The organism is Paraflavitalea soli (genome assembly GCF_003555545.1).
Lineage (GTDB): Bacteria > Bacteroidota > Bacteroidia > Chitinophagales > Chitinophagaceae > Paraflavitalea > Paraflavitalea soli.
In genome coordinates, this window is the sequence record NZ_CP032157.1 from 675,861 (window position 1) to 701,457 (window position 25,597).

At 47.9% G+C, this 25,597-nt stretch carries 15 protein-coding genes; 13 read left to right on the forward strand and 2 right to left on the reverse strand.

The genetic code is table 11. The annotated features are described in order from the left end of the window. Positions 1–8 precede the first annotated feature (8 nt). The 10 genes from D3H65_RS02565 (at position 9) to D3H65_RS02610 (ending at position 13,346) form a co-directional block, all read left to right on the forward strand. On the forward strand, positions 9–2,564 hold the full coding sequence (locus tag D3H65_RS02565; protein WP_119048756.1) for a glycoside hydrolase family 95 protein: 2,556 nt from the start codon (positions 9–11) through the stop codon (positions 2,562–2,564). 17 nt (positions 2,565–2,581) lie between these two features. Next, a complete protein-coding gene (locus D3H65_RS02570; protein ID WP_119048757.1) occupies positions 2,582–4,729 on the forward strand; it encodes a glycoside hydrolase family 31 protein in 2,148 nt (715 codons plus the stop codon). A gap of 48 nt (positions 4,730–4,777) precedes the next feature. After that, a complete protein-coding gene (locus D3H65_RS02575; protein WP_245999663.1) occupies positions 4,778–5,959 on the forward strand; it encodes an alginate lyase family protein in 1,182 nt (393 codons plus the stop codon). Between the two features lie 182 nt (positions 5,960–6,141). Continuing rightward, a complete protein-coding gene (locus D3H65_RS02580) occupies positions 6,142–7,986 on the forward strand; it encodes an alpha-L-fucosidase (protein WP_245999664.1) in 1,845 nt (614 codons plus the stop codon). Positions 7,987–7,995: 9 nt separating this feature from the next. Continuing rightward, positions 7,996–9,165: a glycoside hydrolase family 88 protein gene (locus tag D3H65_RS02585; RefSeq protein ID WP_245999665.1), complete on the forward strand. Its 1,170-nt coding sequence runs from the start codon at positions 7,996–7,998 to the stop codon at positions 9,163–9,165. Positions 9,166–9,297: 132 nt separating this feature from the next. Continuing rightward, complete coding sequence (locus tag D3H65_RS02590) at positions 9,298–9,774, forward strand: hypothetical protein (protein WP_119048760.1); 477 nt, start codon at positions 9,298–9,300, stop codon at positions 9,772–9,774. Between the two features lie 73 nt (positions 9,775–9,847). Further along, a complete protein-coding gene (locus D3H65_RS02595; RefSeq protein ID WP_119048761.1) occupies positions 9,848–10,912 on the forward strand; it encodes an NAD(P)H-dependent flavin oxidoreductase in 1,065 nt (354 codons plus the stop codon). Between the two features lie 39 nt (positions 10,913–10,951). After that, complete coding sequence (locus D3H65_RS02600) at positions 10,952–12,007, forward strand: outer membrane protein assembly factor BamB family protein (protein WP_119048762.1); 1,056 nt, start codon at positions 10,952–10,954, stop codon at positions 12,005–12,007. Between the two features lie 15 nt (positions 12,008–12,022). Beyond that, entirely contained in the window at positions 12,023–12,709 is a 687-nt protein-coding gene (locus tag D3H65_RS02605) for a helix-turn-helix transcriptional regulator (RefSeq protein ID WP_119048763.1), read from the forward strand. 115 nt (positions 12,710–12,824) lie between these two features. Further along, complete coding sequence (locus D3H65_RS02610; RefSeq protein WP_211345606.1) at positions 12,825–13,346, forward strand: hypothetical protein; 522 nt, start codon at positions 12,825–12,827, stop codon at positions 13,344–13,346. 16 nt (positions 13,347–13,362) lie between these two features. Here the strand turns inward: D3H65_RS02610 and D3H65_RS02615 are convergent, their stop codons facing one another. Both D3H65_RS02615 and D3H65_RS02620 read right to left on the reverse strand, forming a co-directional pair. After that, a complete protein-coding gene (locus tag D3H65_RS02615; protein ID WP_162915371.1) occupies positions 13,363–18,759 on the reverse strand; it encodes a hypothetical protein in 5,397 nt (1,798 codons plus the stop codon). A 25-nt stretch (positions 18,760–18,784) separates the two neighbouring features. Then, positions 18,785–21,661, reverse strand: a complete 2,877-nt coding sequence (locus tag D3H65_RS02620; protein ID WP_119048765.1) for a hypothetical protein — start codon at positions 21,659–21,661, stop codon at positions 18,785–18,787. Between the two features lie 163 nt (positions 21,662–21,824). Here D3H65_RS02620 and D3H65_RS02625 point away from each other — a divergent pair, with 163 nt between their 5' ends. The 3 genes from D3H65_RS02625 (at position 21,825) to D3H65_RS02635 (ending at position 25,268) form a co-directional block, all read left to right on the forward strand. After that, on the forward strand, positions 21,825–23,228 hold the full coding sequence (locus tag D3H65_RS02625) for a sialate O-acetylesterase (protein WP_119048766.1): 1,404 nt from the start codon (positions 21,825–21,827) through the stop codon (positions 23,226–23,228). 223 nt (positions 23,229–23,451) lie between these two features. Continuing rightward, positions 23,452–24,837: an alpha-L-fucosidase gene (locus tag D3H65_RS02630; RefSeq protein ID WP_119048767.1), complete on the forward strand. Its 1,386-nt coding sequence runs from the start codon at positions 23,452–23,454 to the stop codon at positions 24,835–24,837. 20 nt (positions 24,838–24,857) lie between these two features. Beyond that, on the forward strand, positions 24,858–25,268 hold the full coding sequence (locus D3H65_RS02635; protein WP_119048768.1) for a hypothetical protein: 411 nt from the start codon (positions 24,858–24,860) through the stop codon (positions 25,266–25,268). Positions 25,269–25,597 lie beyond the last annotated feature (329 nt).

A 25,597-nucleotide genomic window follows, 5' to 3' on the forward strand; every position in this document is an offset into this window, starting at 1 on the left:
ATCAACCATTGAAACGTATTGCTTTTCTGTTTGCTGTATCGCTGGGCGCTGTAGCTGTAAGCGCACAAACTGACCCACACCTGAAATTGTGGTATGCCAAGCCTGCCAAAGCCTGGGAAGAAGCTTTGCCCCTGGGCAATGGGAAGACCGGTGCCATGGTCTTTGGCGGAGTAAAAAAAGAACGCTACCAGTTAAATGATAATACCCTATGGAGCGGCTTCCCCGATGGAGGCAATAATCCCAATGGGCCAACCGTATTACCGGAAGTGCGCAAAGCCGTATTTGATGGCGATTATATCAAGGCTGCCGATCTGTGGAAAAAGATGCAGGGCCCTTATTCTGCCCGCTACCTGCCCCTGGGCAACCTGTTGCTGGAGTTCCCATTTGCTGATACCCTGGGTACCGGTTATTACCGCGACCTTGACCTGAACAATGCTACGGCTACCGTACGCTATACCACCGGCGGTGTGCAATACCAGCGGGAAACCTTCACCAGCTTTCCCGATAAAGTAATGATGGTGAGGCTTACAGCCAACAAAGGCAAACAGGTAAGCTTTACGGCTGCGCTTACCAGCAAACTGCACTATAGTGTAAAGGCAACGGCCAATAACCAACTGGTATTGACCGGCAAAGCGCCTAAGTTTGTAGCTAACCGCGAATCCGAACCCCAACAAGTGGTGTATGATGAAGACCCGAAAGGGGAGGGGATGAACTTCGTGATCTATCTCTATATCAAAACAGAAGGTGGCACAGTAAAACAATCCGGCGACCAACTGTCGGTTACAGGAGCTGATGCGGTGACGATCTACCTTACCGAAGCTACCAGTTTCAATGGGTTCAATAGATCCCCTGGCAAAGAAGGGAAGGACCCCAATACAGAGGCTAAGACCAATCTTGATAAAGTTCGGATCTTGTCCTGGGCACAAATTAAGCAGCGTCACGTGAGTGACTACCAGGCTTTGTTCAACCGCGTAAAGCTGAACCTGGGTACGAATGAAGATGCCGTGAAGCTGCCTACTGATGACAGGCTGCGCCGTTTTGCAGATACCAAGAACGATAACCAGTTACAGACGTTGTATTATCAGTTTGGCCGTTACCTGCTGATCGCCAGCTCACGCCCGGGGTCCAGGCCGGCTAACTTACAAGGCATCTGGAATGACCATGTACAACCGCCCTGGGGAAGCAACTATACCACCAATATCAATACAGAAATGAACTACTGGCTGGCAGAGAATACCAATCTCTCCGAATGTCACCAGCCTTTGTTTGATTTCATGAAAGAACTGGCCGTGAATGGGGCCGTGACCGCCAAAGTGAATTATAATATCAGGGAGGGCTGGGTAACGCACCATAATTCCGACCTGTGGGCCAAGACCTCACCACCCGGCGGTTTTGAGTGGGACCCCAAGGGAATGCCACGCTGGAGCTGCTGGCCCATGGCAGGCGTATGGTTCAGCACTCACCTGTGGGAGCATTACCTGTATACCGGCGATAAGAAATGGCTGCAGTCAACAGGCTATCCCTTGATGAAGGGCGCTGCACAGTTTATGTTGCACTGGCTGATCAAGGACAAGACTACCCCCTGGCTGGTAACCAATCCTTCTACTTCGCCAGAGAACACCATCAAGCTCAATGGAAAGGAATACCAGGTAGCCCTGGCCAGTACAATGGATATGTCTTTGCTGCGGGAATTATTTGCAGCGGTGATCAAGACGAGTACAGTGCTCAATACAGATGCCGCTTTCCGCAAGCAGGTACAGGAAGCTTATGATCAATTGTATCCTTATCATATAGGCCAGTATGGCCAGTTGCAGGAATGGTATGGTGATTGGGATGATCCGAAAGACAAACACCGTCACCTGTCGCATTTGTTTGGTCTGTATCCCGGTAGCCAGATCACCGTACAACAAACACCTGAACTGGCAGCTGCCGCCAAGCAATCGCTTATTCACCGGGGTGATGTAAGTACGGGCTGGTCGATGGCCTGGAAGATCAACTGGTGGGCGCGGCTGCAGGATGGAGACCATGCCTATAAAATATTAAGCGATGCCTTTACCTATATTGATCCCAACCAAACCCGTGAGACCATGGGCGGCGGCGGTACCTATCCCAATCTCTTTGATGCGCATCCACCTTTCCAGATCGATGGCAATTTTGGCGCCACAGCAGGTATCACAGAAATGTTGCTGCAAAGTCATGCCGGTTACCTCAGCCTATTACCCGCATTGCCCACAGCCTGGGCAGCAGGGAGCATCAAGGGCATTAAAGCCAGGGGCAACTTTATGGTTGATATCCAGTGGAAGGAAGGAAAGCTGGCGGTAGCTAAGATTATATCTGGTTCAGGAGGTATTTGTCGCATTAAAACCACCACACCTGTTAAAATAGTGGAAGTAAAAGCCAATCCTGTGCAAGGTGCCAACGCCAATCCGTTGAATATTGCATATGGAAAAGTGGTGTATGAAAAGAACCCACAGGCGAAGCTGGTGAGCATTGGCAAAGAAGGAGAATATATGATGGAGTTTCCGACTGTAAAGGGTAAGACGTATACCATAGTGAATCAATAATAAATCATAAATCTTCGATGATGCGTTTAAGACAGCTGTATGCTCTTCTCCTTTTAACAGGCATTGCTATTAGTACAACGGCTCAACAGCCGGTATGGACGGAGGTGGCGCCAGGGGTATGGAAAACCATTGCAGGCAAGCCGGAAGCTTTTGACCTGTTGAAGGCAGCAGGGGCTACACCCAATAAAGAGGCATTGGCTGCGATCACCAAAGCTGGTTTCCCTTTTACCAAAGCCGACATTGCAGCCCGCGTACAGGATGGCAAAACTTACCTGCGGTTTCCGCTGCAAAAAGAAGAACAGGTATATGGTTTTGGCCTCAATTTTCAAACCATCCACCAGCGTGGTAAGATACTGCAACTGCATGTAGACCATTTTGGAGGTAAGGACAATGGACGTACCCATTCACCTACCCCTTTCTATGTATCCTCATTGGGATATGGCGTATTCATCAATGCCGCCCGGTACATCAATGTGTATGCAGGGGCAGGTGTGCGGAAGGATAGTAAAAATCCACCGGTGGCCAAAGACCGCAATACCGATAAGTCATGGGCTTCCCGTCCTTATTCCGATGCGGTAGAAATGCTGGTGCCTGCGGCTGGTGTGGAAGTATATGTGTTTGCAGGCCCTACTGCACTGGATGCAGTACGCCGGTTCAATTTATTTAATGGCGGAGGTTGTTTGCCGCCACGGTGGGGACTGGGTTTTACCCAACGCGTACAGCGGTTATACAATGCAGCTGATGTAGAAAAAGAAGCCAACGATTTTGAGCAGAAGGGATACCCGCTCGATTATATAGGCCTGGAACCGGGCTGGCAAACCAAATCCTATCCCTGCACTTTTGAGTGGGATAAGACCCGTTTTCCACAGCCGCAGGCGTTTGTGAAAGCGATGCTGGACAAAGGCATCCGCCTCAACCTGTGGTTGAATCCTTATGTGTCCCCGGAAGCTTCCATTTATAAGTCTATATTGCCTTATACAGGATCTCATACGGTATGGGTGGGTGCCGTGCCCGACTTTACCATGCCGCAGGCACGTAATATCTTCTTTAACCAGCTTAAAAAAGACCAGGTAGGTATTGGCGTAAGCGGCTATAAGATCGATGAGGTGGATGGGTATGATCATTACCTGTGGCCTGATGTAGCTACCTTCCCTTCGGGCAACAGCGCTGAACAATTGCGCCAAACCTATGGGGTATTGGCACAGCGCTACAGTACGGATATATACCGCCAGCAAAACTCCCGCACCTTTGGTTTGGTGCGTGCTTCCAACGGCGGCGCTTCTTCTTTCCCTTACGTGATCTACAATGATTACTATAACCATGAAGACTTTATTACCGCCCTCATCAATAGTGGTTTTGCCGGGGTATTGTGGACGCCGGAGGTACGGGCTTCCAAAACAGGCGAGGAGTGGTTGCGTCGTTTTCAGACAGTGATCTTTTCTCCCATGGCCATGATCAATGCCTGGTCAAGCGGTACCAAACCCTGGAGTTATCCCGAAGTGGCTGAACAGGTAAAACAACTGGCTTTGTTGCGTATGCAGATGATGCCTTACTGGTATACAGAGTTTGCCAAATACCATTACCAGGGTATTCCGCCATTCCGCGCTATGAACCTGGAACCAGGCTTCAAACAGGAAGTTAAAAAAGAAGCAGTCAACGAAAACCTGGAGCAGAATCCTTATGCGGAAGCAGCTTCCAAAGAGATCAAAGATCAATATATGGCCGGTGAATACTTATTGGTGGCGCCTTTGTTTACCGGGCAAACTACCCGCAAAGTGATCCTGCCCAAAGGCAAATGGTATGATTTCTACACCGGTGCTTATGCCGGGGATGGTGAAGTGATCACGGTAACACCCGGACTGGATAAGATACCCGTATATGTAAAAGATGGCGGCATTATACCGATGATGCCTGCTATGTTGCACGCGCCCAAGGCTGGTGAAGTAGTAGACCTGGAAATACGTTATTACGGTGATAAACCCGGTACCTATACCTTGTATGATGATGATGGCGAAACCTTCAACTATGAAAAAGGAGCTTATAGCTGGCGTACCATCAGCGTTTCAAAAGGAGCAGGTGGCCAATTGAAAGGAACGATCACCGCGCCAGCTGCCGGAAAGCCGAATACCATCGGTAAGGTAACATTTACGAAAATGACCAATTAGTAATTTGATAATCCCGCGCAGTGGGACAAGTTTTAAAAATGTGAGAATTTGAAAATATTGCCATTCTTATCGTCCCGTCTGATTACCTGTCTGGTTCTTTTGCTGGCTACGAGCGTGCAGGCGCAGGAAGCGGCTGATTATTCCAAAGCGATCAGCAAGACCTTACGCAAGCAGGTATTGAAGGAGGCTGCCTGGGCTTTGCAGCAGGAACCGGTAACAGTTACTGCCAGCCAATCGCCCCGCAGTGCAGGTGGTAGACATGATTTCTATTCTGAAGGCGACTACTGGTGGCCCAATCCGGTATCGGTGGACAGTCCTTATATACAAAAGGACGGGATGACCAACCCCGACAATTTTGTAGCCCACCGCCTGGCCATGATCCGCTTCAGCCGCATCATGGGCGCCCTGGCATCGGCTTATAAGATAACCGGCGACAAAAAATATGTAGTACAGGCATTGAAGCATTGCCGGGCTTGGTTTACCGACACGGCTACGCTCATGCATCCCCACCTGCTGTATGCGCAGGCGATCAAGGGGCGGGCCACGGGCCGGGGTATCGGCATCATCGATACCATCCATTTTATGGAAGTGGTACAGGCGTTGATGTCCATGCAGGAGGCAGCCAATATGCATAAAGCGACATTGACGGCTATTAAGGAATGGTTTACCCAATACCTTACCTGGCTCACCACGCACCAGTATGGTAAAGATGAAATGAACGCCACCAATAACCATGGTACCTGTTGGGTAATGCAGGCAGCAGCTTTTGCAAAATTCACGGGCAACCAAACCATACTGGACTTCTGCATCGTCAGGTATAAGACAGTGTTGCTGCCCAACCAGATGGCGGCAGATGGCAGTTTCCCGCAAGAGTTAAGAAGAACAAAACCTTATGGTTATTCCCTCTTTAACCTGGATGCGATGACAACTGTTTGCCGGATACTTTCGACTAAGGAAAATAACCTCTGGGCTTTCCAGACGGCTGATGGGCGGTCCATAAAGAAGGGAATAGAATTCCTGTATCCTTATGTGGCTGATAAAAGCAAGTGGCCTTTTAAGCAGGATGTCATGTATTGGGACAACTGGCCGGTAGCGCATCCCTTCCTGGTATTTGGTGCCGAGGCCTATGGAAATAAAGCATGGCTGGCTACCTGGACAAAACTGGACCATGCACCGGTGGTGGAAGAAGTGATCCGCAACCTGCCGGTGAGGAATCCGTTGATATGGTGATAAGAGTCGGCAATCAGCAGTCGACAATCGTGAATGGGTTCGTACTTCTTTGTGATTATTGACTGCTATTAGTCTGGTCTTTTGATTATCAGAACCCGAAACGCCAAACCCGAAACCCGAAATTCTTTATGACGATCTATAAGAGAATACTTTTTACAACTGGAATAGGGTTAACCTTAAGTATGAACGCCTTCACCCAGAACCCGGGTGATGAGGACAAGGAAATGTTCAACCGCTCCAAAGACCGTGATCAAAAGATGATCGATGAAGCGGTAAAAGGGTGGTGGACTGCTTCCATGAAAACACATGAGCAGCGTATCCAATGGTGGCGGGATGCCCGCTTCGGCATGTTTGTGCACTGGGGTGTTTATTCCCTGCCCGGTGGCGAGTGGAAAGGTAAAAAGGTAGGCGGCTATGCCGAGCACCTGATGCGCAAGGAAAAGATCAGTCGCCAGGAATACCTGCAGCTGGCCCACCAATTCAACCCGGTGAATTTTAATGCAGAGCAGTGGATACTGCAAGCCAAACAGGCCGGGATGAAATACTTCATTATTACCGCCAAGCACCACGATGGTTTTGCCATGTACAATTCCGGTGTATCTGATTTCGATATCATAGACCAGACGCCATTTAAACGCGACCCGATGGCCGAACTGGCTGCTGCCTGTAAAAAGCATGGCATGCGTTTCGGGTTCTATTATTCCCATGCATTTGACTGGGAACATCCGGATGGGCCAGGCAATGACTGGGAATACAATAATCCCGGTGGCGATAAACTGTTGCATGGCGGAGTACGTTGGTACGATGAGCATCCGGAATTACTGCCCAAGGCACAGAAATATGTAACGGAGAAATCTATTCCACAGATCAAAGAACTGATCAATAAGTATCATCCTGATATATTGTGGTTTGATACGCCGCATAAATTACCCTTGTCGGAAAACATCCGCATCTTAAAAGCTATCCGGGAAACAGATCCCAATGTGGTGGTAAATGGCCGGCTGGCCAGAAGTGCTGCTATTAGTTTTGGTGATTATGTGAATACCGCCGATCGTCCGGCTGAATTCTTCCCCGTGACCGGTGATTGGGAAGCCATTCCTACCACCAATGAATCGTATGGGTATAGCAAGTTCGACAGCAGTCATAAGTCTGTGGCTTTCTTTATCCAACTCATGGCCAAATCAGCTTCCCGGGGTGGCAACCTGCTCATGAATATTGGCCCCAAAGGAGATGGTACGTTTGATGGAAGGGATATTGCCATCCTGAAGGGAATTGGCGAATGGGTGGATAAGAACAGTGAAAGCATCAGCAAGGCCGGTATTTCCGGATTGCCTTTGCACAACTGGGGCGTATCCACCCGAAAGGACAATAAGCTCTACCTGCACGTGTTTGAATGGCCCACAGATGGTAAGCTACAGGTAAGCGGATTGCCCGCTGCTGCAAAAAAAGTTTATCTGCTCACAGATGCCGGTAAAAAATCAATACTTATTGATCAGACTTTAACGAGCGATGGTTTACGTGGTCTTACGGCACAACTGCCGGCCAGGCCTGTAGACACGGCCAATACCGTAGTAGTGGTGGAACTTGCCGGAACGGGTAAATATGACAACATCCCCTATGTAGCTTCCAATATTCCTGTGACCAGGCTATTGGCTTTTGACGCGGTACAAACCGGGAAGGGATTACAATTTGGTGATGGCAAAACGGATAAGTATTATGTGGCAGGATGGAAATCAACCAGTCAGTGGTTACATTGGGATTTCCGCACCAATGCTGCTGTAAAATGCAAAGTAATTATTAAATATCTTGCAGGCCCTGAGGCAGGCGGTACCTATAGTCTCGATCTGGATGGCACTGCCAGGGAGGAGATCGTGAGCACAGCAAAGAAGGAAACAGATGTGCAGGTGAAAGAGTTGGGTGAGCTGACCATCAAACCCGGGGTACATCGTTTAGCGATCAGGCCGGTGGCAGTAAATGGTCAGGAGCTGATGAAACTATTGGAAATACAATTGATTCAAATCCCATAAATGCAAAGCATGAGGTTAATTGTTAGTTTAGCTATTGGTGTTTTATGGCAAGGTTCCTTGCAGGCACAGATAAAACTGCCGGCGGTGATGGCCGATGCAGAAAAGCAAACGAAGGTGATGTTACAGGCTGTGCCTGCAGCCAAAGAAGGCAAGGCAGACCTGGTATCACCACGCACTATTGAGAATGGTAAACTGAAGCTGGTGGCTTCACGTGACTGGACCAGTGGTTTCTTTCCCGGTGTGCTTTGGTTCCTGTACCAGTATACCGGCAAGCAGGAATGGCTTAAGGAGGCCAAAGCCTATACCGCCAATATTGAAAGAGAGAAAACAAATGGCGGTACACATGACATGGGTTTTAAGGTCTATTGCAGTTTTGGTAGCGGATATCGCATTACCAAAGATGCAGCCTACAGGGAGGTGATCATCCAGTCGGCGAAAACGCTTTCTACACGCTTTAACCCAACCATTGGCTGTATCCGCAGCTGGGACCACCATAAAGAAGTATGGGGATTTCCGGTCATCATCGACAATATGATGAACCTGGAATTACTGTTCGAAGCTACCAAACTCACCGGCGACTCTTCCTTTTATAAGATAGCAGTAGCTCATGCGAATACGACGATGAAGAACCATTTCCGCCCGGACTATAGTTCTTACCATGTAGTTGACTACGATACGGCAACAGGCGCGGTAGTAAAGAAGAATACTCACCAGGGGTATAGTCATGAATCCGCCTGGTCAAGAGGGCAGGCCTGGGCTTTATATGGGTATACCATGTGCTACCGGTATACAAAGAACCCCGTTTATCTACAGCAAGCAGAACATATTGCGGCTTTTATATTGAATCATCCACGCCTGCCGAAAGACCTGGTACCTTATTATGATTTTGATGCACCGGAGATACCCAATGCCCCACGGGATGCTTCAGCTGCGGCTGTTATAGCATCTGGTCTGTATGAATTGAGCGGTTATAGCAAGAATGCAAAGCTGTATAACAAAACGGCTGATAAGATTGTAACCAATCTTACCGCCTCTTACCGTTCACCCATTGGAGAGAATTTTGGCTTTATCCTGTTGCACAGTACCGGTTCTAAACCTTCCAACAGTGAAGTGGATGTGCCGCTTAACTATGCAGATTACTATTATTTGGAGGCATTGCTGAGGGGGAGAAAGAAATAGAAATAAGTAACTTGGTAACATAGAAAAAGCCTCCTTCGCGGGAGGCTTTTTCTATGTTAATGCGTTTTATTTTGGTATGTGCTTTTCTTTTATTGCCAACTATCAGCGACATTTACAACCACAATGAATTGTATGCGCATAGGGTTATTGGCTGTATTAATAGGGGTTGTTTTAACTGCCTGCAAGTCTAAGGCGGCTCATGAGGCTATTTATGGCTTGCCGGTTACTGATCAAAAGCTGTTGAAGGATATGGCAGGCTCCTGGTTTGCTACAGAAGAAACCCACGCCTTGCTGGCGAAAAAGAAATATGCCCGCGACTCTGTTCACATTGAGCTCAGACCTGATTCTTCTTTTAAGGTGCGATTGCCCGATTGTATGGATGCAGCTGCGAAAGGCGGTTTGGTATGGGAAGCAATAGGCGGCTGGCGGCTACATAAGAATGGTGATGACTGGAAACTGGGTATGGCCTTTGAAAAAGGCCGCCTGTTCAGGTACAGGACCTTCACCGATTTTGATATTGTAATAAAGGATTCCGTACTTACCCTGTCCCGCTATGTAGGCGATCCGGATGAAGAAGAGGCATTGCAGTTCAGAAAGGCCCATCCCTGATGACAGGAATGCTGCCCATCGGAAATAATGCTCCGCTCTTGATATTCCTTCTTACATTCGGTTAAAAGAATCTATGGAGTGGAGCAATACCCTCACGCAGCTGCTAAAGATAAAATACCCCATTGTTCAGGCTCCCATGCTGGGCGTTACCACGCCGGCCATGGTGGCTGCCATTTCCAATGCAGGCGGACTGGGCTCTCTTCCGGTAGGTGGTTTATCACCGGAGATTACCCGTGACCTGATCCGTCAGACCAAAGCCTTAACAGATAAGCCCTTTGCGGTAAACCTCTTCGTATACAATATACCGAACGTGAACCAGAATGCCATCAAACCCATGCAGGCATTCCTGGAAAAACTGGCGGCCGATCACCAGGTGACGTTGCCAACTACTTCCCCCGAAACTTTCCAGTTCTATTCTTATACTGACCAGGTACCCGTGCTGCTGGAAGAAAAAGTGCCTGTAGTAAGCTTCACCTTTGGTGTATTGAGCGATCCTGCCATCAAAGCATTCCATGATAAGGGTGTTGTCCTGATTGGCACGGCTACCTGTCTGCTGGAAGCCCTGATATTATCGGGCAAAGGCATCGATGTCATCACCGCACAGGGTATAGAAGCCGGAGGGCACCGGGGAACATTTGTTGACAATGATACTTTGCCGGCCATTGGCTTGCTATCCTTACTATCATTGATCACCGCTGAGGTTAAACAACCCGTATTGGCTGCCGGTGGCATGATGGAAGGGAAGTCTATCAAGGCCGCATTGACCATGGGCGCCGCCGGTGTACAACTGGGCAGTGCTTTTATTGCCTGTACAGAAAGCATGGCTATTCCGGCTTACAAGGCTGCCATACAGCAGGCCAGCGAAACAGATATTATTCTCACACGGGCCTTTTCCGGCCGCTGGGCCAGGGGCTTGCGCAATAAACTGATCTCGGCAGTGGAAGGATCGGGCATCCCTATTCCCGTATATCCCGTACAAGCCGGTCTGGTATCACCCTTGCGGGCAGCCGGTGTCTCCCATAACAATAAAGAGTTTGTACCCCTCTGGGCAGGGCAGGCAGCGTCCAAAGCTAAGACGGCCAGTGCTGCGGAGATATTCGGGGAATTGATTGCGGAGGCCGGTTTGGGTTATGAATAACTAACAATCCATTGTATTTTACAGTACTAATATGCGTGTATGCGGATACCTTTCCTGGTAATAGTAATATTTTCTCTCGCAGCTTGCCATTTGTTAACGTCTGACTATACGCCCGATATACGGTATGCGAAAGGGGACCAATGGGTGAAAACTTTCAGGAGTGGTGGTTACCTGGATGCTGCTTATGCCAACGACAAGCTCTATTACGGCAGCTCAGAGTTTAGTAGTGATAGCGGTAACCTTTTTTACTGTCTGGATCTGAAGACGGGCATCGTAGACTGGGCGGTCCATGTGAGGCAATGGGCAAGTTCGCCTCCCATAGTGGGCGACAGTTTTATTTATTTCAGCGGCTTTACCGGGAGTAATATTTACCGGTTTGATAAAACAGGCAATAAAATATGGGAGCAGGACGCACCGGATGTTTTTGCCGGGCATACCCTGAATCCTTTGAATAATAATCTCATTGTGCATACCGTGACGGATGGTTCTTATGAATTGGCATTTATGGATGGCGCAGTGGTCAATCATTTTGCCAAAACTTCTATGGGAAGCAGTATGCCTGTTTTTTATGAGCAGTATATGGTCCAGGGAGGGGTGAAAGAAGATACTACGATTGTCGCGCATGGAACCCTGCTGCGTTGCATTGATTACACGAATGGAAAGACAGTGTGGGAACATGAAGTGGGTGAAAAGCCAGATCCGCTGATGGAGCACGAAGGAAAGGTGTATCTTATATCAAAGGGACCTGTGATGCAGGCGTTTGATATCAAAACGGGAGCGAAGTTATGGCAATCGGATACACTTGGTCGCTTGGCAGGTTCTTATCCAACTAGTCCACGGATGGAATTTGATCAGGGAAAAATTATTTACTACGATATCGACATGAAGGATATGAGGATATTGGATGAGACTACCGGAAAGGTACTCACCAAGGGTAACTATCAGGACGTTTTGAAGCAACACCTCATGCTGCCGGTCAATCACTTTTACCGGATACCGGCAGATGGCGGATCGTATTATACCGTGCGGGTGACTGACAGTTTGGATTCGCCCTCGAAAATGTATAGGATATTTGTAAATAAAGAAAAACGCTGATAAAAACTATTGCTATTGAACCGCATTGACCGACTCATGGGCCTTATTACCGTACTGCAATCCAAAAAGTACGTACTGCCGGAGAAACTGGCGGAGCGTTTTGGATTGAGTATACGTACCGTGTACCGGGATGTAAAAGCCCTCAATGAGATCGGTGTGCCCGTCAGCTTTGAACCCAACAAAGGCTACCATATTGCCAAAGGGTTTTTCCTGCCGCCTTTGCTGTTTACCGCGGAGGAAGCCAATGCCCTCATCCTGCTGCAAACACTGGCCAACCGGTTTACCGACCAATCTATTGCCAAACACAGCACTTCGGCACTCAACAAAATTAAAGCCGTGCTGCGGTCTTACGACAAGGACCTGGCCGACCAGATGAGCGCCCAGGTCAATATCTATGTGCCGGAAGAGGAAAAAGCCACTACTGCCCACCTGGCTACTTTACAGCAAGCCATTGCGCAGAAACAAATACTGAATATTAAATACACCGATAATAAGGGCACGCATACCGAGCGGGATATTGAGCCTGTAGGACTGGTATTCTATACCTATCAATGGCACCTGATAGCCTGGTGCTGGCTCAGGAATGAATACCGCGATTTTAAAGTAAAGACCATCGTACGCCTCACCAATACCGGCAAACCTTTTCGCCGGGAACATACTTTTGAAGCCACTACCTACCTGAAAATTTTTTCCCACCAGTAAAACAGACTGCCATAGGGTTGTCAGTGGCCCTGCTTTTCTTTGTGTTTCAGAACAGGGGAATAGCGCCAACAGTCATTTCCAATACAAACCTTAATCAATCAACATAAGTACAGCCATGAAGTCCATACAGTTCAATGCAGAAGGCGACCTGATCATTACGCCTTCTGCTTCTTCTTCCCAACATGATTTTGATTTCCTGCAAGGTAGCTGGCATGTCCATAATCGCAAGCTGAAGACCCGGCTGAACGACTGCACGGAATGGTTCGAGTTTCCCGCCACGCAGGAGTTACGTAAGATATTGCAGGGCATGGGCAATACAGATACGCTTATTACTGAACTGGATGGAAAGCCTTTTGAAGGCATGACACTCCGCCTCTTCAATCCGGTCACCAGGTTATGGAGTATCTATTGGGCCGACAGCAATGCAGTAACCATGGACCCGCCGGTACTGGGTTCCTTTGAGGATGGGGTGGGGCATTTCTTTACAAAAGATACTTTCAACGGACAGGAGATCATTGTCCGGTTCAACTGGGATGCTACCAACCCGGAGCAGCCGGTATGGAGCCAGGCTTTTTCAGCCGATCAGGGCAAGACCTGGGAGTGGAACTGGTATATGTATTTCTGCAGGATGGAGTGAGCAACGACCGTTTCGATTAGGCCCACCATGTTTTCCATAGCGCCCCATCATCGCCCGCAGTATAAATTTCAACCTGGTTGCTGACCCTGCTAACTGCCACAACCTTTTTATCCTGCTTGTTTTCAAAATGATGACTATAGTCATCTACCACTGCCCAGTTGTGGCCTGATTCCCATTCTTTTTGTGCATCCCAGAAAACAGTATAGACCTTGCCATCGGGGCCGGTGGTGAAGATATCCAGGTGACCGGGTGAAGGTACGACCCATGCGAGGGATGCATTCGGCGATACATGGAAGCCAATCGAGCCTCCAACCTGTTCCCAGGTGACATCATTTTCTACAGCCAGAAATGCCGCCGACCATATTTCACCCTGCAGGGTATTGACCAGTACCTTGAATATGTTTTTCTCGCGCGCAATTGTAAAGGAAGAGATGAACATTCCTTCCCGGCTGATCAATTTCCAGTCCGGTGTAATATTCCAATCCGAATGATCTATTGTTCCTGCCCATAATCGTTTACTACCATCCAATACAAATATAAAATCGCCTGACACTTCAAAGGGAGCACCTGCCAATGGTGTAAAAATGGTTCGGGTAGTGATCTTTCTCCAGGGATCGGTATTGCCTGCCTGCCAGGAAGCATGGGAATAGATCTCACCATCGGCAGCACAAATAAATACTTCTGCTGCACCGGGCTTTATTACCGAGTCTTGCACCGTTACCCGGCTGGATGGCGATAAGGCAACGGGCAATGGCGTAGCCGAAGTATCGGGTATGCCGAAAATGAGCGTAGGGAGTGTTGTCAATGTCATTGAGGTCCAGGTTTTTCCCGCAGCTGTTTCTTCGGGTAGCTGCCAAAGAGAGAGCAATTGTGCATCATGAATAGCAAAGAGCAGGAGGTGGCCCGGGTTGGTGGAATAACCAGTGAAGCTATCGGGAGAATTCAATATATAAGGGGCTCCGGGCGCTATTGGCGTCCATTCGGGATTTTGTTGTGTGCAGGTTCCCAACCTGGCCTGTACGGGTTGATTACCACTGGTAAGGCCAATCATATCAATATAATTGAAATAACCGGCCGCAGGAGATTGCCTGACAACCTGCCAGAAGACAAAGGAGAATTTTTCCGTTACCTGCTTCCAGGGTTGCCACCGGTTAAGTTGTACGGTAAATGGGATGGGGAAAGAAGTACGGAAAGTATCTCTGAAGTGAACACCCGGCATCTCGATCGTGCATGGATACAGCTGGCGATCACCCAGCAATGCCAGTAAGGAAAAAGACATTTTCCATGTAGGATCATCATCATCTCCATCGAAAGGGGGATGTTTGATTACAATGGTCATATCCGTAGCAAGCTGTCCGGGTCTGTCGAAAAAGATCCATTCTGCATCATGCGCGGTTCTTTTGGCAACCTCTCCGGCTGCTATGATCTCATCGGTTGCCAGTATATCACAGCCAATCGTTACCGTTGCCTGCGCCAGGCTGTTCATTCCCATTGGCTCATCTTCTGTACGGCAATAAATAACAAGCGCCTTGATAATTTCCTGGTCTTCCTTTGTAAAAGTTATGTTTTCTGTACGTTCTGTATTGGCCAGGTCGTTGAACTGGTGTAATAAGGTTTTGCCATTGTATTGAATAACGTATTCCCGCTGTCCCCATTCAACCAATCCTCCTCTTACAAAAGCATTTTCAAAGCGTGGATAGAAGTCCGTCTCGATCGTGTTGCCATCCAGCTTGAACTCTTTGTCGTCATATACCAGCGAAAGCGCCTGCGTCGATCCATCAGGTTTGGGAATATGGTAGGTGCATTCCAGGTCACCCAGATCGTCTACGGTTACTTTCGCGCTGCTTACCCGCTCTTTAAAGTGTTCATAACTGCCATATTCTTTTTTATTGCCTACCTGGATGATCCAGATGTTTTTGTTTTCAGCATACCAATCTTTACCGGCAAAATAATCTTCGGGAAAAGGATTGGCCCAGGTGCGCAGGTGGTTGATCTCATCAATATACAGGTCTATCAATTCTTTTAACCTGCATTTGAATCGGACAAATGGTGCTACCGCTTTAAATACTTCAGCAGACCATTGTTCTTTGTCTTGGTCATGTGGATGCTGGTTTACATTGCCTTTTACGATATTTTCTACGAGCTGCCGCTCCATACTACCCACATTATTTTCACTGGTTGATTTGTCTTCTATTTCTTTCAGTATCTCATCGATCTTACTCCGGATGCCACCTAACGCGCCCTCCGTATTTTCTTTGATGAAGGCAGCATGAAAATCAGAATCTTTATCCTGCCATTCGGGCCGTTGATTGGAGAATACGCCAATGTACGCTTCTTCATCGAGGTCGGGATTGAGCGGATCTTTTTTGTGGATCTTTTTTCCAAAGGTCCAGAAGCCCCGTTTGCCGGAGATTTCAAACAAGGGGAAGTTGTCATCATCATAGGCGGATGTTCGCTGCTGATCGTGGTTGTCGAAAGCATCTTTTGGAAACCAGGCATGGGAACCACAATCAGTGAGCCTTTTCTGCATGAAGTGAAAGTCATAGGCAATGATGGCTGTATTTTCATGTTGCAGGATCATAGGCAAGGCCCAATACCCTGTCCACCATCCGGGCCCGTCCACATGATCACCCAGCGCATTTTTGTACTTAACACTGCCAGCCAGGGACGCCCCTAAATAGGCTCCTACAGCGCCACTCACAGGAGCTATAGCAGGCAAAGCTGCTCCCAGCAATAGCCCGCCACCCAGGCCACCCAACGCCTCTGAAAGTACAAAGCCCGGGAACCCGGCAGTAGTAAATACATTGATCTCTGTGCTAATGGTAGCCTGGTTTACATTGGATTGGAAGTTGAGCTGCCCGGGCCTGAAATTCTGAATACTGGAAAGCATCACATCCTTGTTCCGGAATGTATAGATATTGGCCCGGCTGCGGGTGGAGCCTTCAATAAAAAGAGACAGTTCGTCGGCGGCAGTTTCATCCAATTCCATACCGAACAGGTCGGGCAGCAACGCGCCTGTAACAGTTGCGGTCAACCTGCCCAAAGGAAATGCCGGAATGCTGCCCGCAATAAAGCCTGCTGTTGCAAAAGCGCCCCGGTTGATCATGGGGAGAATGAGGCTGGTCAACGGCGTCAGGATGCTGTCAAATGCTTTGTTTTTATAGAGCTTGAATTTTTTGATGCAATCAAAGGTGTGCAGGATAATTTCTTTATTGAAAAATGCAGACTGGCTCCACCAGAATAGAGTGTCTTCTTCCTTTTGACCATAGCCGTCATCATGGGCTGCTGCAATGGCATCATTCAGCGTTTTAAGTGCAGGGCTGTGTTTGGCTAGTTTATGTTTATATGCCTGGTCGAGTGAGAACCGGCTATCATCTTTCTTGGAGTAAGAAATACCGTACTTAGGCGATTCATCAAATCCAATAGATACACGGGTGCGGTCAACGGAGAAGTCTGGAGGCATTCGGGCTATTTCCAGCAGCACAGCCGGTAGCTTATAGGTAGAAGTAGCAAAGTGGCAGGCGATCTCTCCACTCGCATTACCAAAAATGCCTTTTTCTCCCAGTATTATTTCGATGACGTCCTTCAGTGCATTGTCCCAACCACTCAATTTTGAACTAAACTGTGAGCGGCCCCCGCAGGCTCCCATACTGCTTTTGTGCAGAAACCTCAGCACATCAAAGAAGAGCAGGTCGGTTACGATAATGGCTTTTCGTTTTACTTCATCATCGAGGGCAAAATCCACCAGGTTGAGCAGGGCATATAAATGCTCCCGGTAATAACCCGAGGAATTGAATTCCGTCCAGCCAAACATCAATTTATTATTCAACCATTTCAGTGCCCTTACCCTTCCCCGCTCTTTGCGTTTGAGACCATCCTTTTTGCCCATTTCATTGTCTTCCGGGAAGAAGTCTTTGGCAGGCTGAAAAACTTCCTGCTCCCATAATTGGCCGGCCAGGTATTCTGAAGAGGCAAACATGATATAATGGTTCTCCGACCAGTATTCCATTTCAGCATAGGGTTCTCCCTTTTTTTGTATTTCCCTTTGCTTGTTAATCCCTTCTGGAGTGGTGCCTTTACCTGTTACGATGGTTTCTATTGCGCCTTTTACAATACCGGTTCCCACATCAATGAGGTCTTCTGTTTTATGTGGATTGTCACCATAGTTGTCAAACGCATGAAAAGGTTCATCGATCCAAAATTTAAACTGCAGGAGGGCTTGTTTATATACCTCGGCATTGACCCTTGAATAAACAGGATGTGCCATATAGGGATTCGCAGAATACATATGCAGCCATGTCATTAGTTTAGCTTGTACATTGTCCAACCTGTCTATCAGTGAGGGATCGGCTTTTAGTTCGTGATCCCGGTTAAGCAAGGAGAAAAAGGCCATTGCTTTCTCCGGATCATATTGCTTCCTGTTGCGCCACGATAAGATCTTTTCCTGTTTCATGGTGCGGGGAAGCGATCCATACAGGTATAGTGACCGCATCAGGAGGGTCAATCCCATATCAGCATTGGCTGCATTGAGGTATATCTCCTGCAGGTCATAGGTTTTGGACCAATATCCCGTGTGGGCCGCAATGGGAGTTTGATCAATTTTATGCCAATCAAATTGAGGCGATTTGATGGTGACCTCATATTCTTTATCATTACACCCATCCTCCTTTTTTGTAAGAAAGCTGACTTGTATAAATTCAGCAATGTTTTTCTGATCGCTTTCTTTGATGATGGTGCTGAAAGTTTCTTCGTACGCTAAAGTATCAACCTTATTAAACCTCAGGTTAGTGGAGAAAGACATACCAGTGCTTTCGAGCCATTCCCTTTCAATGCCGGTAATAAACATTTCAGCATTTTCGATCCATTGCCGGGAACTGTAGATCGTTGCCTGCGGCAGCTGATACAATTCGGGGATAAGCCAGGGTTGTTCCAGGCATAACTCCAGGCGTGCCATGGCAAAGGAAAGATCGTCTCTTAAGCAATTCCTTCTTTCAAAGCGGTTGAGTGCTGGTGGGCTATCCAATACGGAAGAGAACCCGGTATCTTCATATAGTTTTTTAAGTACCGCGATCCGTTCAGCCGTTTTTACAGGCTTTTTGAAATGCAACCAGTCGCCCACTTTGCCGATCAGGGTACCTTGAAAGACAGTGCGCTGGTCTCTTTCCTCCCTTGTCCATACGTGCTCCTGGCTGTCGAGGTATACCTTTCCCGGGTTTTTCAGCTGATCAAACCGGCCTCCCGCAAATCCCATAGAGATCATATCTTCCGTGGTGAGATCTATGTTGGGCCCAGGCTTTTTTTCTTCCACATCCCGAAAGGTATCCATATTGATACCGCGAAGGGTACATTCGAAGAACCAGCGTTTACGTTTCTCTATTTCCTGGAAGGGATCTGAGCCCGGTGCATCTGCCATATTCATTTGCTTTTGAAGTAAACAGCTATTCTTCAATCGGTTTGCAGGTGACGGTAGGTGTCCACACGGGTAAGTCTTCATCGCTTTTCAACATCACCAGGGTCGTGGGTAATTTTACTTCCCATTCTGCTACGCACTTTTCTTCACCGGGCGCATAGTTGCGTGCCTTAATCTCTTCAATAATGGATATGTATAAGGGACTGTAGATATCGGGCATTTCTTCTCCCATCCACACATGGCCGGTCTCGTGGTAATGTGCCATGGCGGCCTCAAACCCCGGCCGTACAGGTACTACCACGCGCGCCGCCCCGGCTTTTAGGAATTCTTCGAACTGGGGATCAATATCCTGGATCAGGATGAGTTTGCCCCATCGTGCAAACCTCCCATAGAAATAGGGATAATAGAAGTACATCATGTTTTCCCATTCGAAAGCTCTTTCGAAAAACGCCACAACGCCTCCCCATTTCTTAACGTAGTTAGGATCTGTTAAAAAGAATAAACTATTGTGTACCGGTGTTGGTAAGCCAACTGTGGCCAGGTGCTCGCTGACGAGTAAATGGATGAACATCCTTTTTAACTCGGTTCTTTCAATACTGGGATTGTGCGAATAGTTTTTAGTGAGCAGCAGCTGGGTGCGCAGCATGGACTGGTGTTGGGATAGTTTTTCTTCATATTCAGCCAGCAATCGCCGATAGCCTTGCATGATGGCAGAAAAAGTCTTTAGCTGCCATTTGGCAAAGGCCTGGTCCATTCTTTTGTAATTGACGGCAATAGAGAAACCAAATTTGGCAATAGGAGAGAAGGTCCTGAAGAGTACAGGTATTTCTCCGGTTTGGTTGCTCAATACAAAGTAATTGCCGGCAAATAGGTCCCAGGGAGCCGACGTACCAAAAATAACCCGGTAATCACCTATCCAAAACTCATATTGCAGGCCTGATTTATTCTTATTTTCATCAGGAAGACCCTTTTCGCTGAAGCAATCTGGTGTTAGCAGCATTACATAACCATTGATAGCCTGGTAACCATCGGGCACTTTTAACTTGGCAGTATAGAAATAGGAATCAGTTACCTTTTCCACCTTGTCCGTTTTAACATCCGTGGTGGTAATGGTAAATTCTGTCGGTGGTGGTTCTACATTTCCGGTCACTCCGTAGAAACGGGCCAGGACCATATAGTTATTGATATCCAGGTTGTCTGGCATGAACCAGGGCTCAATGGGTTTGACCAGTTTGAAACTCTCGGGCTGTTCGGCATTTTCCAGGGATTCGATCAGGAAGGCTGCCGGTTCGGGTAGTACTACATCGTATAGCAGCCGCTTACCATAATTCATGATGCGGTTCTTGTACTTTTTATCTACCCACTGATAAATACCCCTTATTTTATCTTCCCCTTTTGTATTGTCAAACGAATGGTCGGTCTTTTCGGTGAATGTCTTTTGTTCCCGCTTTACCCGCTGTTGCTTTACGCGCTGTGTAAGACTGTTTACGGCCCTGTCTGTTACAGAACGTGCATAATTGGACTTACTGTTCTCCACCAGCTTTCCATATTCTGTAGAGGAGTTTTGTCCCTGCGCTGCCACTGTTTGATGGCCTGCTTCTTTCTGGCTTTCTGTAGCCATTTCATTCCGTTCGGTAGATTGCAGGTCTCTTTCTTCCGACTGGATGGTTTCATTTTCATCCGTAATGGTTAGTTCACTGGTCTCACTCCGTTTATAGGTGCGGCGGAACAATTCACCTTCCAGTACATTTTCAATATGCGATATTTCGCCGGCTTCATAACCCAGTAATTCCTGACGTACAACCTGTAGATTGCCTATGCCTACAGGTCTTGTTACGGCGAAGCTGAAATCGGGGAGGATGATGTCTGCCGGTTGGGTTGTTTTCTTCATGGCCTGCGTAGCAAAGGTGTGTATGCCCAGTTGGTACAATTTAGTGGCGGCAGGCAACTCATAAGGCTGTATTTCCCGGGCTATCCCTGCCCATTTTTCTTTTATAATGGATACCATCCTGGGTAATGAGGTCGTTACCGCATCAATGCCATTGGTCTGAAGGGCTGTTTTTACTTCCGTGCTTAATTTGTTGACAGTCTTATTCGACAACCTGACAAATGATTGGGGCAAGGGGGCAGTTGCTGCTTCATTGGCCGGTGCGGCAGCGACAGCTGCGTGTAAGGCAGTGACAGGAATGGTTGTTTCGTGGTGGGTAGTGCCAATTTCCAGGTCTTCAGCAGAAGTGGCCATTAAAGTTTCATAAGTTGTTTTGAGGATGGCTGCCTGCTTTTGTAACCCGGCTATCCTGGTATTTTCTTCAGTATGCTCCTCCTGGTTGGGGGAGGGAGGCGGCGCTGTTGTTTTTTTGGAGGGGAATAAGGAGGCTGGTATATAAATGGGCCTCAATAAGGCTGATCTGACCGAAGCTGCTGAAATGTCTTCCAGTTGGTTGCCGGCCAATAATGCTATAAATGCGATGGCTTGTCGCATGGCTACCAGCTCTGCTGCATTAACCTGATCATAGGCTGTGGTAAGCTTGACGGCTACAAGGCTGTCGTTCAACAGCTCCTGATCACTCATAAAAAGATCCGATTGCAGGAGGTCTTCTGCATCGCGATCAAAGATGGCAGAGGTAAGCGAGCTTAGCTTATTGAAGTTGGGGTCTTTCATCCGCTTTACACCCTGGTGAAAAGCGAGCCATTCTTTTCTTAGGTTAAATGGAGGTTCGGCGCTCGTAAAATGGGCAGTGATAAATGCTGTTGCTGTATTCCTCATGCGCGTACTGCCATCAGGTTGATCTTTTTCCCTTCGTAGGGTGTTTTGAAAGTCAGATCCGCTTTCAATATTAATGGAGTTGTCTGCTGAAGGTGGCTGAACATAGGCATGCTCAATGTACCTGAAAAGGTCAATCATGGCTGTAAGATTAAATGGTGAGATGATAGGATATCTAAATATAAGCTATATACAGCAGCAACCTATCCTCTCTTTGAGTGATGACAAAATGCATTAACCCACCTACTTTATGAACTAATTCTTATTTTAGAAGCTTAACAATCATCAATTAAAAGTTTTCCATATGATCAAACAGGCTTTGTTCGGGTTATTGACATGTATCGGACTTACTACGCAGGCTACCATTACCTTACCCGCATTATTTGGCAACAATATGGTGTTGCAGCAACAGGCAGAGGCAGCCATCTGGGGCAGTGCCAAGGCAAATGCTACCGTTACCATCATTACCAGCTGGGATAAAAAGAAGTATACCACCAGGGCCAATGCAGCAGGCAAATGGAAAACAACCCTGCGTACACCAAAGGCCGGTGGGCCTTACGACATCACCCTCAGCGATGGTGAATTACTGAAGCTGTCCAATGTATTGATAGGAGAGGTCTGGATCTGTTCGGGCCAGTCCAATATGGAAATGCCTGTGAAAGGATTTAAGAATCAGCCTATCCTGGGCGCCGATGATATGTTGCTGGAAGCCGATGATACCGCTATCCACCTCTTCCGTTTGGAAAGAGCTTTCACGAAAACACCTCAGGCAGATGTAAAAGCCAAATGGGAAATGGTCTCCCCCCAGTCAGCCAAGGAGTTTAGTGCCGTGGGATACAATTTTGCCAGGATATTGCGGCAGCGCCTGAAAGTGCCAATCGGTATCATTCAGACTACCTGGGGCGGTACGCCCATTGAAGCCTGGATGGATACCGCCGGTTTAAAACAGGTGGAAGGCGTGAAATACCCGGCTGCCAATGCGGCCATGACTAAAAATGATCCCTCTGTATTGTTCAATGCGATGATCGCACCACTGCTCGGTTATGAAATGAAAGGCGTGTTGTGGTACCAGGGCGAATCGAACAGGTTGCAGCCGGAGATATATGCAAAGTTGATGCAGGCCATGGTGGGCCAATGGCGTGCCTTATGGAATAAAGGCAACTGGCCTTTTTATTATGTGCAAATAGCCCCTTATCAATACCCGAATGGGCGGGAACTGGTGCCTTACCTGCGGGAAGCACAGGATAAAGCACAGACGCTTATTCCCAACAGCGGCATGGTCGTGTGTATGGATGCCGGCGATCAGCGTACCATCCACCCCGCCAATAAAATGATCGTCAGCAAGCGCCTTGCTTATTGGGCCCTGGCCAAAACCTATGGCCGGGAAGGAATTGTGTACCAGGGGCCGGTCTATAAATCCCTGACGATCGCGGCAGATACGGCAAAAGTGGCGTTCACCAATGCACCCAATGGCTTGACCACCTATGGCAAAGACCTGGTGAATTTTGAAATAGCCGGTAGTGATAAAGTGTTCTATACAGCCCAGGTAAAGATCACCAATGATGGTCTGTTCCTGTTCAGTCCACAGGTAAAAGGACCGGTGGCGGTGCGCTATGCCTTTAAAGACTGGCCCGAAGGGGAGTTGTTCAATACAGATGGATTGCCGGCTGCACCGTTCCGGACCGATGACTGGGAACCGAAAAAGTAAGGCATGCATGGTGAAACAAGAGAGTATGAAAGAGCTTTGGAATGATACAGCCCCGCACCAGCGGGGCTTTTTACTGTTTTGCAATTCACGTCAGCCATCCTGAACTGTCCTGTTTAATTGCTAATAAGATTGAATAGTATGCCAAAAGGCTAAAATGGGATAAAATATAGTTGGCTAATTTGCTGTTTATTACGATTGCTATATCCTTTAAATAATTGCACAAATGATAAGACGCTTTTTTTGCCTGGCTGCCGCTTCCTGTATCCTGTCTTATACCAGCCTGGCACAGCCTTCCGCTGCCTCTACCAAGGAACAACGCATGGAATGGTGGCGCGAAGCCCGCTTTGGCATGTTTATACACTGGGGTGTATATGCAGTTCCTGCCGGCACTTACAACGGACAAAAGATCAACCGCATTGGCGAGTGGATCATGAACCGGGGTAAAATACCCGTAGCGGAATACCAAAAGTTCGCCAAAGACTTCAACCCGGTAAAATATGATGCTGATGCCTGGGTACGCACCGCTAAGGAGGCAGGCATGAAGTATATTGTCATTACTGCCAAGCACCACGATGGTTTTGCGCTGTTCGATAGCAAGGCCAGCAAATGGGATATTGTAGACGCTTCTCCCTATGGTAAGGATCTGCTGAAGCCTTTGGCCGAAGCCTGCCGCAAATACGGCATTAAATTAGGATTCTATTATTCTCATGCACAAGACTGGAATAACCCCGGGGGGGCGGCTGCCCGCAAGGTAGCTTCTGAAGGATGGGCCAATCCCGATTCTGCCCGCATAGATGCTTATACAGCTGCCAATAGCGGTCACTGGGACCCTGCTCAAACTACCAAAACCATGGCGCAGTACATAGATGAGGTAGCTGTACCCCAGGTAAAAGAACTGTTGACCAATTATGGTGATGTGGCCGTCTTGTGGTGGGATACTCCTACAGGCATGACCGATGAATTTGCAGAGAAACTCAATGCAGAACTGAAGCTGCAGCCCAATATCATTACCAATGACCGCCTCAAGCGCCCCAATTTTCCCGGCGACTATACCACTCCCGAGCAACGTATTCCTAAAGTAGGGGAGATGGATGGCAAAGATTGGGAAACCTGTATGACCATGAACGGTTCCTGGGGCTATAAGAGTTATGACAATGCCTGGAAACCAACCGCTACACTGATACAGAACCTCATCGACATCGCTTCCAAAGGAGGGAATTACCTGCTGAATATCGGGCCAAAAGCCGATGGAACGATTCCTGCGGAAAGTCTCGAACGCCTGAAACAGGTAGGTGACTGGATGAAAGTAAATGGCGAAGCTATCTATGGCACCAAGGGTAGCCCGCTGAAGCCGCTTACCTGGGGGCGCTGTACGCAGAAAGTTGAGGGCGGCAATACCGTATTGTACTTCTCTGTATTTGAATGGCCTGCCAATGGCAAGCTGGAGATACCCGGTATCAAAGCAAAAGTGAAGAGTGCGAAATTATTGAGCAACGGAAAAGCCGTAAAGACCAGCAGTGCTGGTGATGTACTTAGCTTAACATTACCCGCAGCAGCTACTGATCCTATTGCATCAGTGATCAAGGTAGAGCTGAAGGGTAGTTTATAATAACCATAAAACCTTAGTTTATGAAAAAGCCTTTACTGTACCTGTCCCTGGTAATAATGATAGTTCTTTCCGGATTTAATGCCCGCCCCGATAAAGGGCACATGAAACGCCTGGCGAATAACAAGATGAAAATGTCTGCCAAAGGAAAAGCAATGTTCAACATTGGCTTGCTGGCAGAAGGAGATGACTGGTCGGATTGTGTACAAAGAGATTACTCTTTATGGGGCGGAGAACCGGGTGATGTCTACGAATGGTACATTGATTGGTCATATGCCAACCATCCGGGTTGGGGCCGCCAGTTTATTTGTAACGGAGAAGAAATGACTGGCTGGAAACTCGATGCCGGCGATGTGGTAACAGTAAAGGTGATCTCATCAGATAGCGATCCCGATTATGAAGTGTGGGAAGGGATCACGGAATGCGAAGATTAGATGCCCAACTGAAATGATGCTTTGAAGTAATTGTGAGGCAACTTCTGGGAGAAGGCCCAATCTGTTGCGTCCTTATGGAACGATCTTATTACTGCAAAAAAAGTCCGGCACTACACCTGTATTGCCGGACTATTCATACTTAAAATTCCGGCTGGCAGCTGATCAGGCTGTTGCCGGTAAGAACTGATCCTCCCCCTACAGTCTGTACCGATCACGTGAGTGTGGTATGCTGCCCCGTGCAGCGTACAGGATTTTTAATGTCTAAACAGTCTGTGCCGTCGACCGTTGTATGCTGCCTGGCGCAGCGTACAGGCTATGTTATGTCCAAA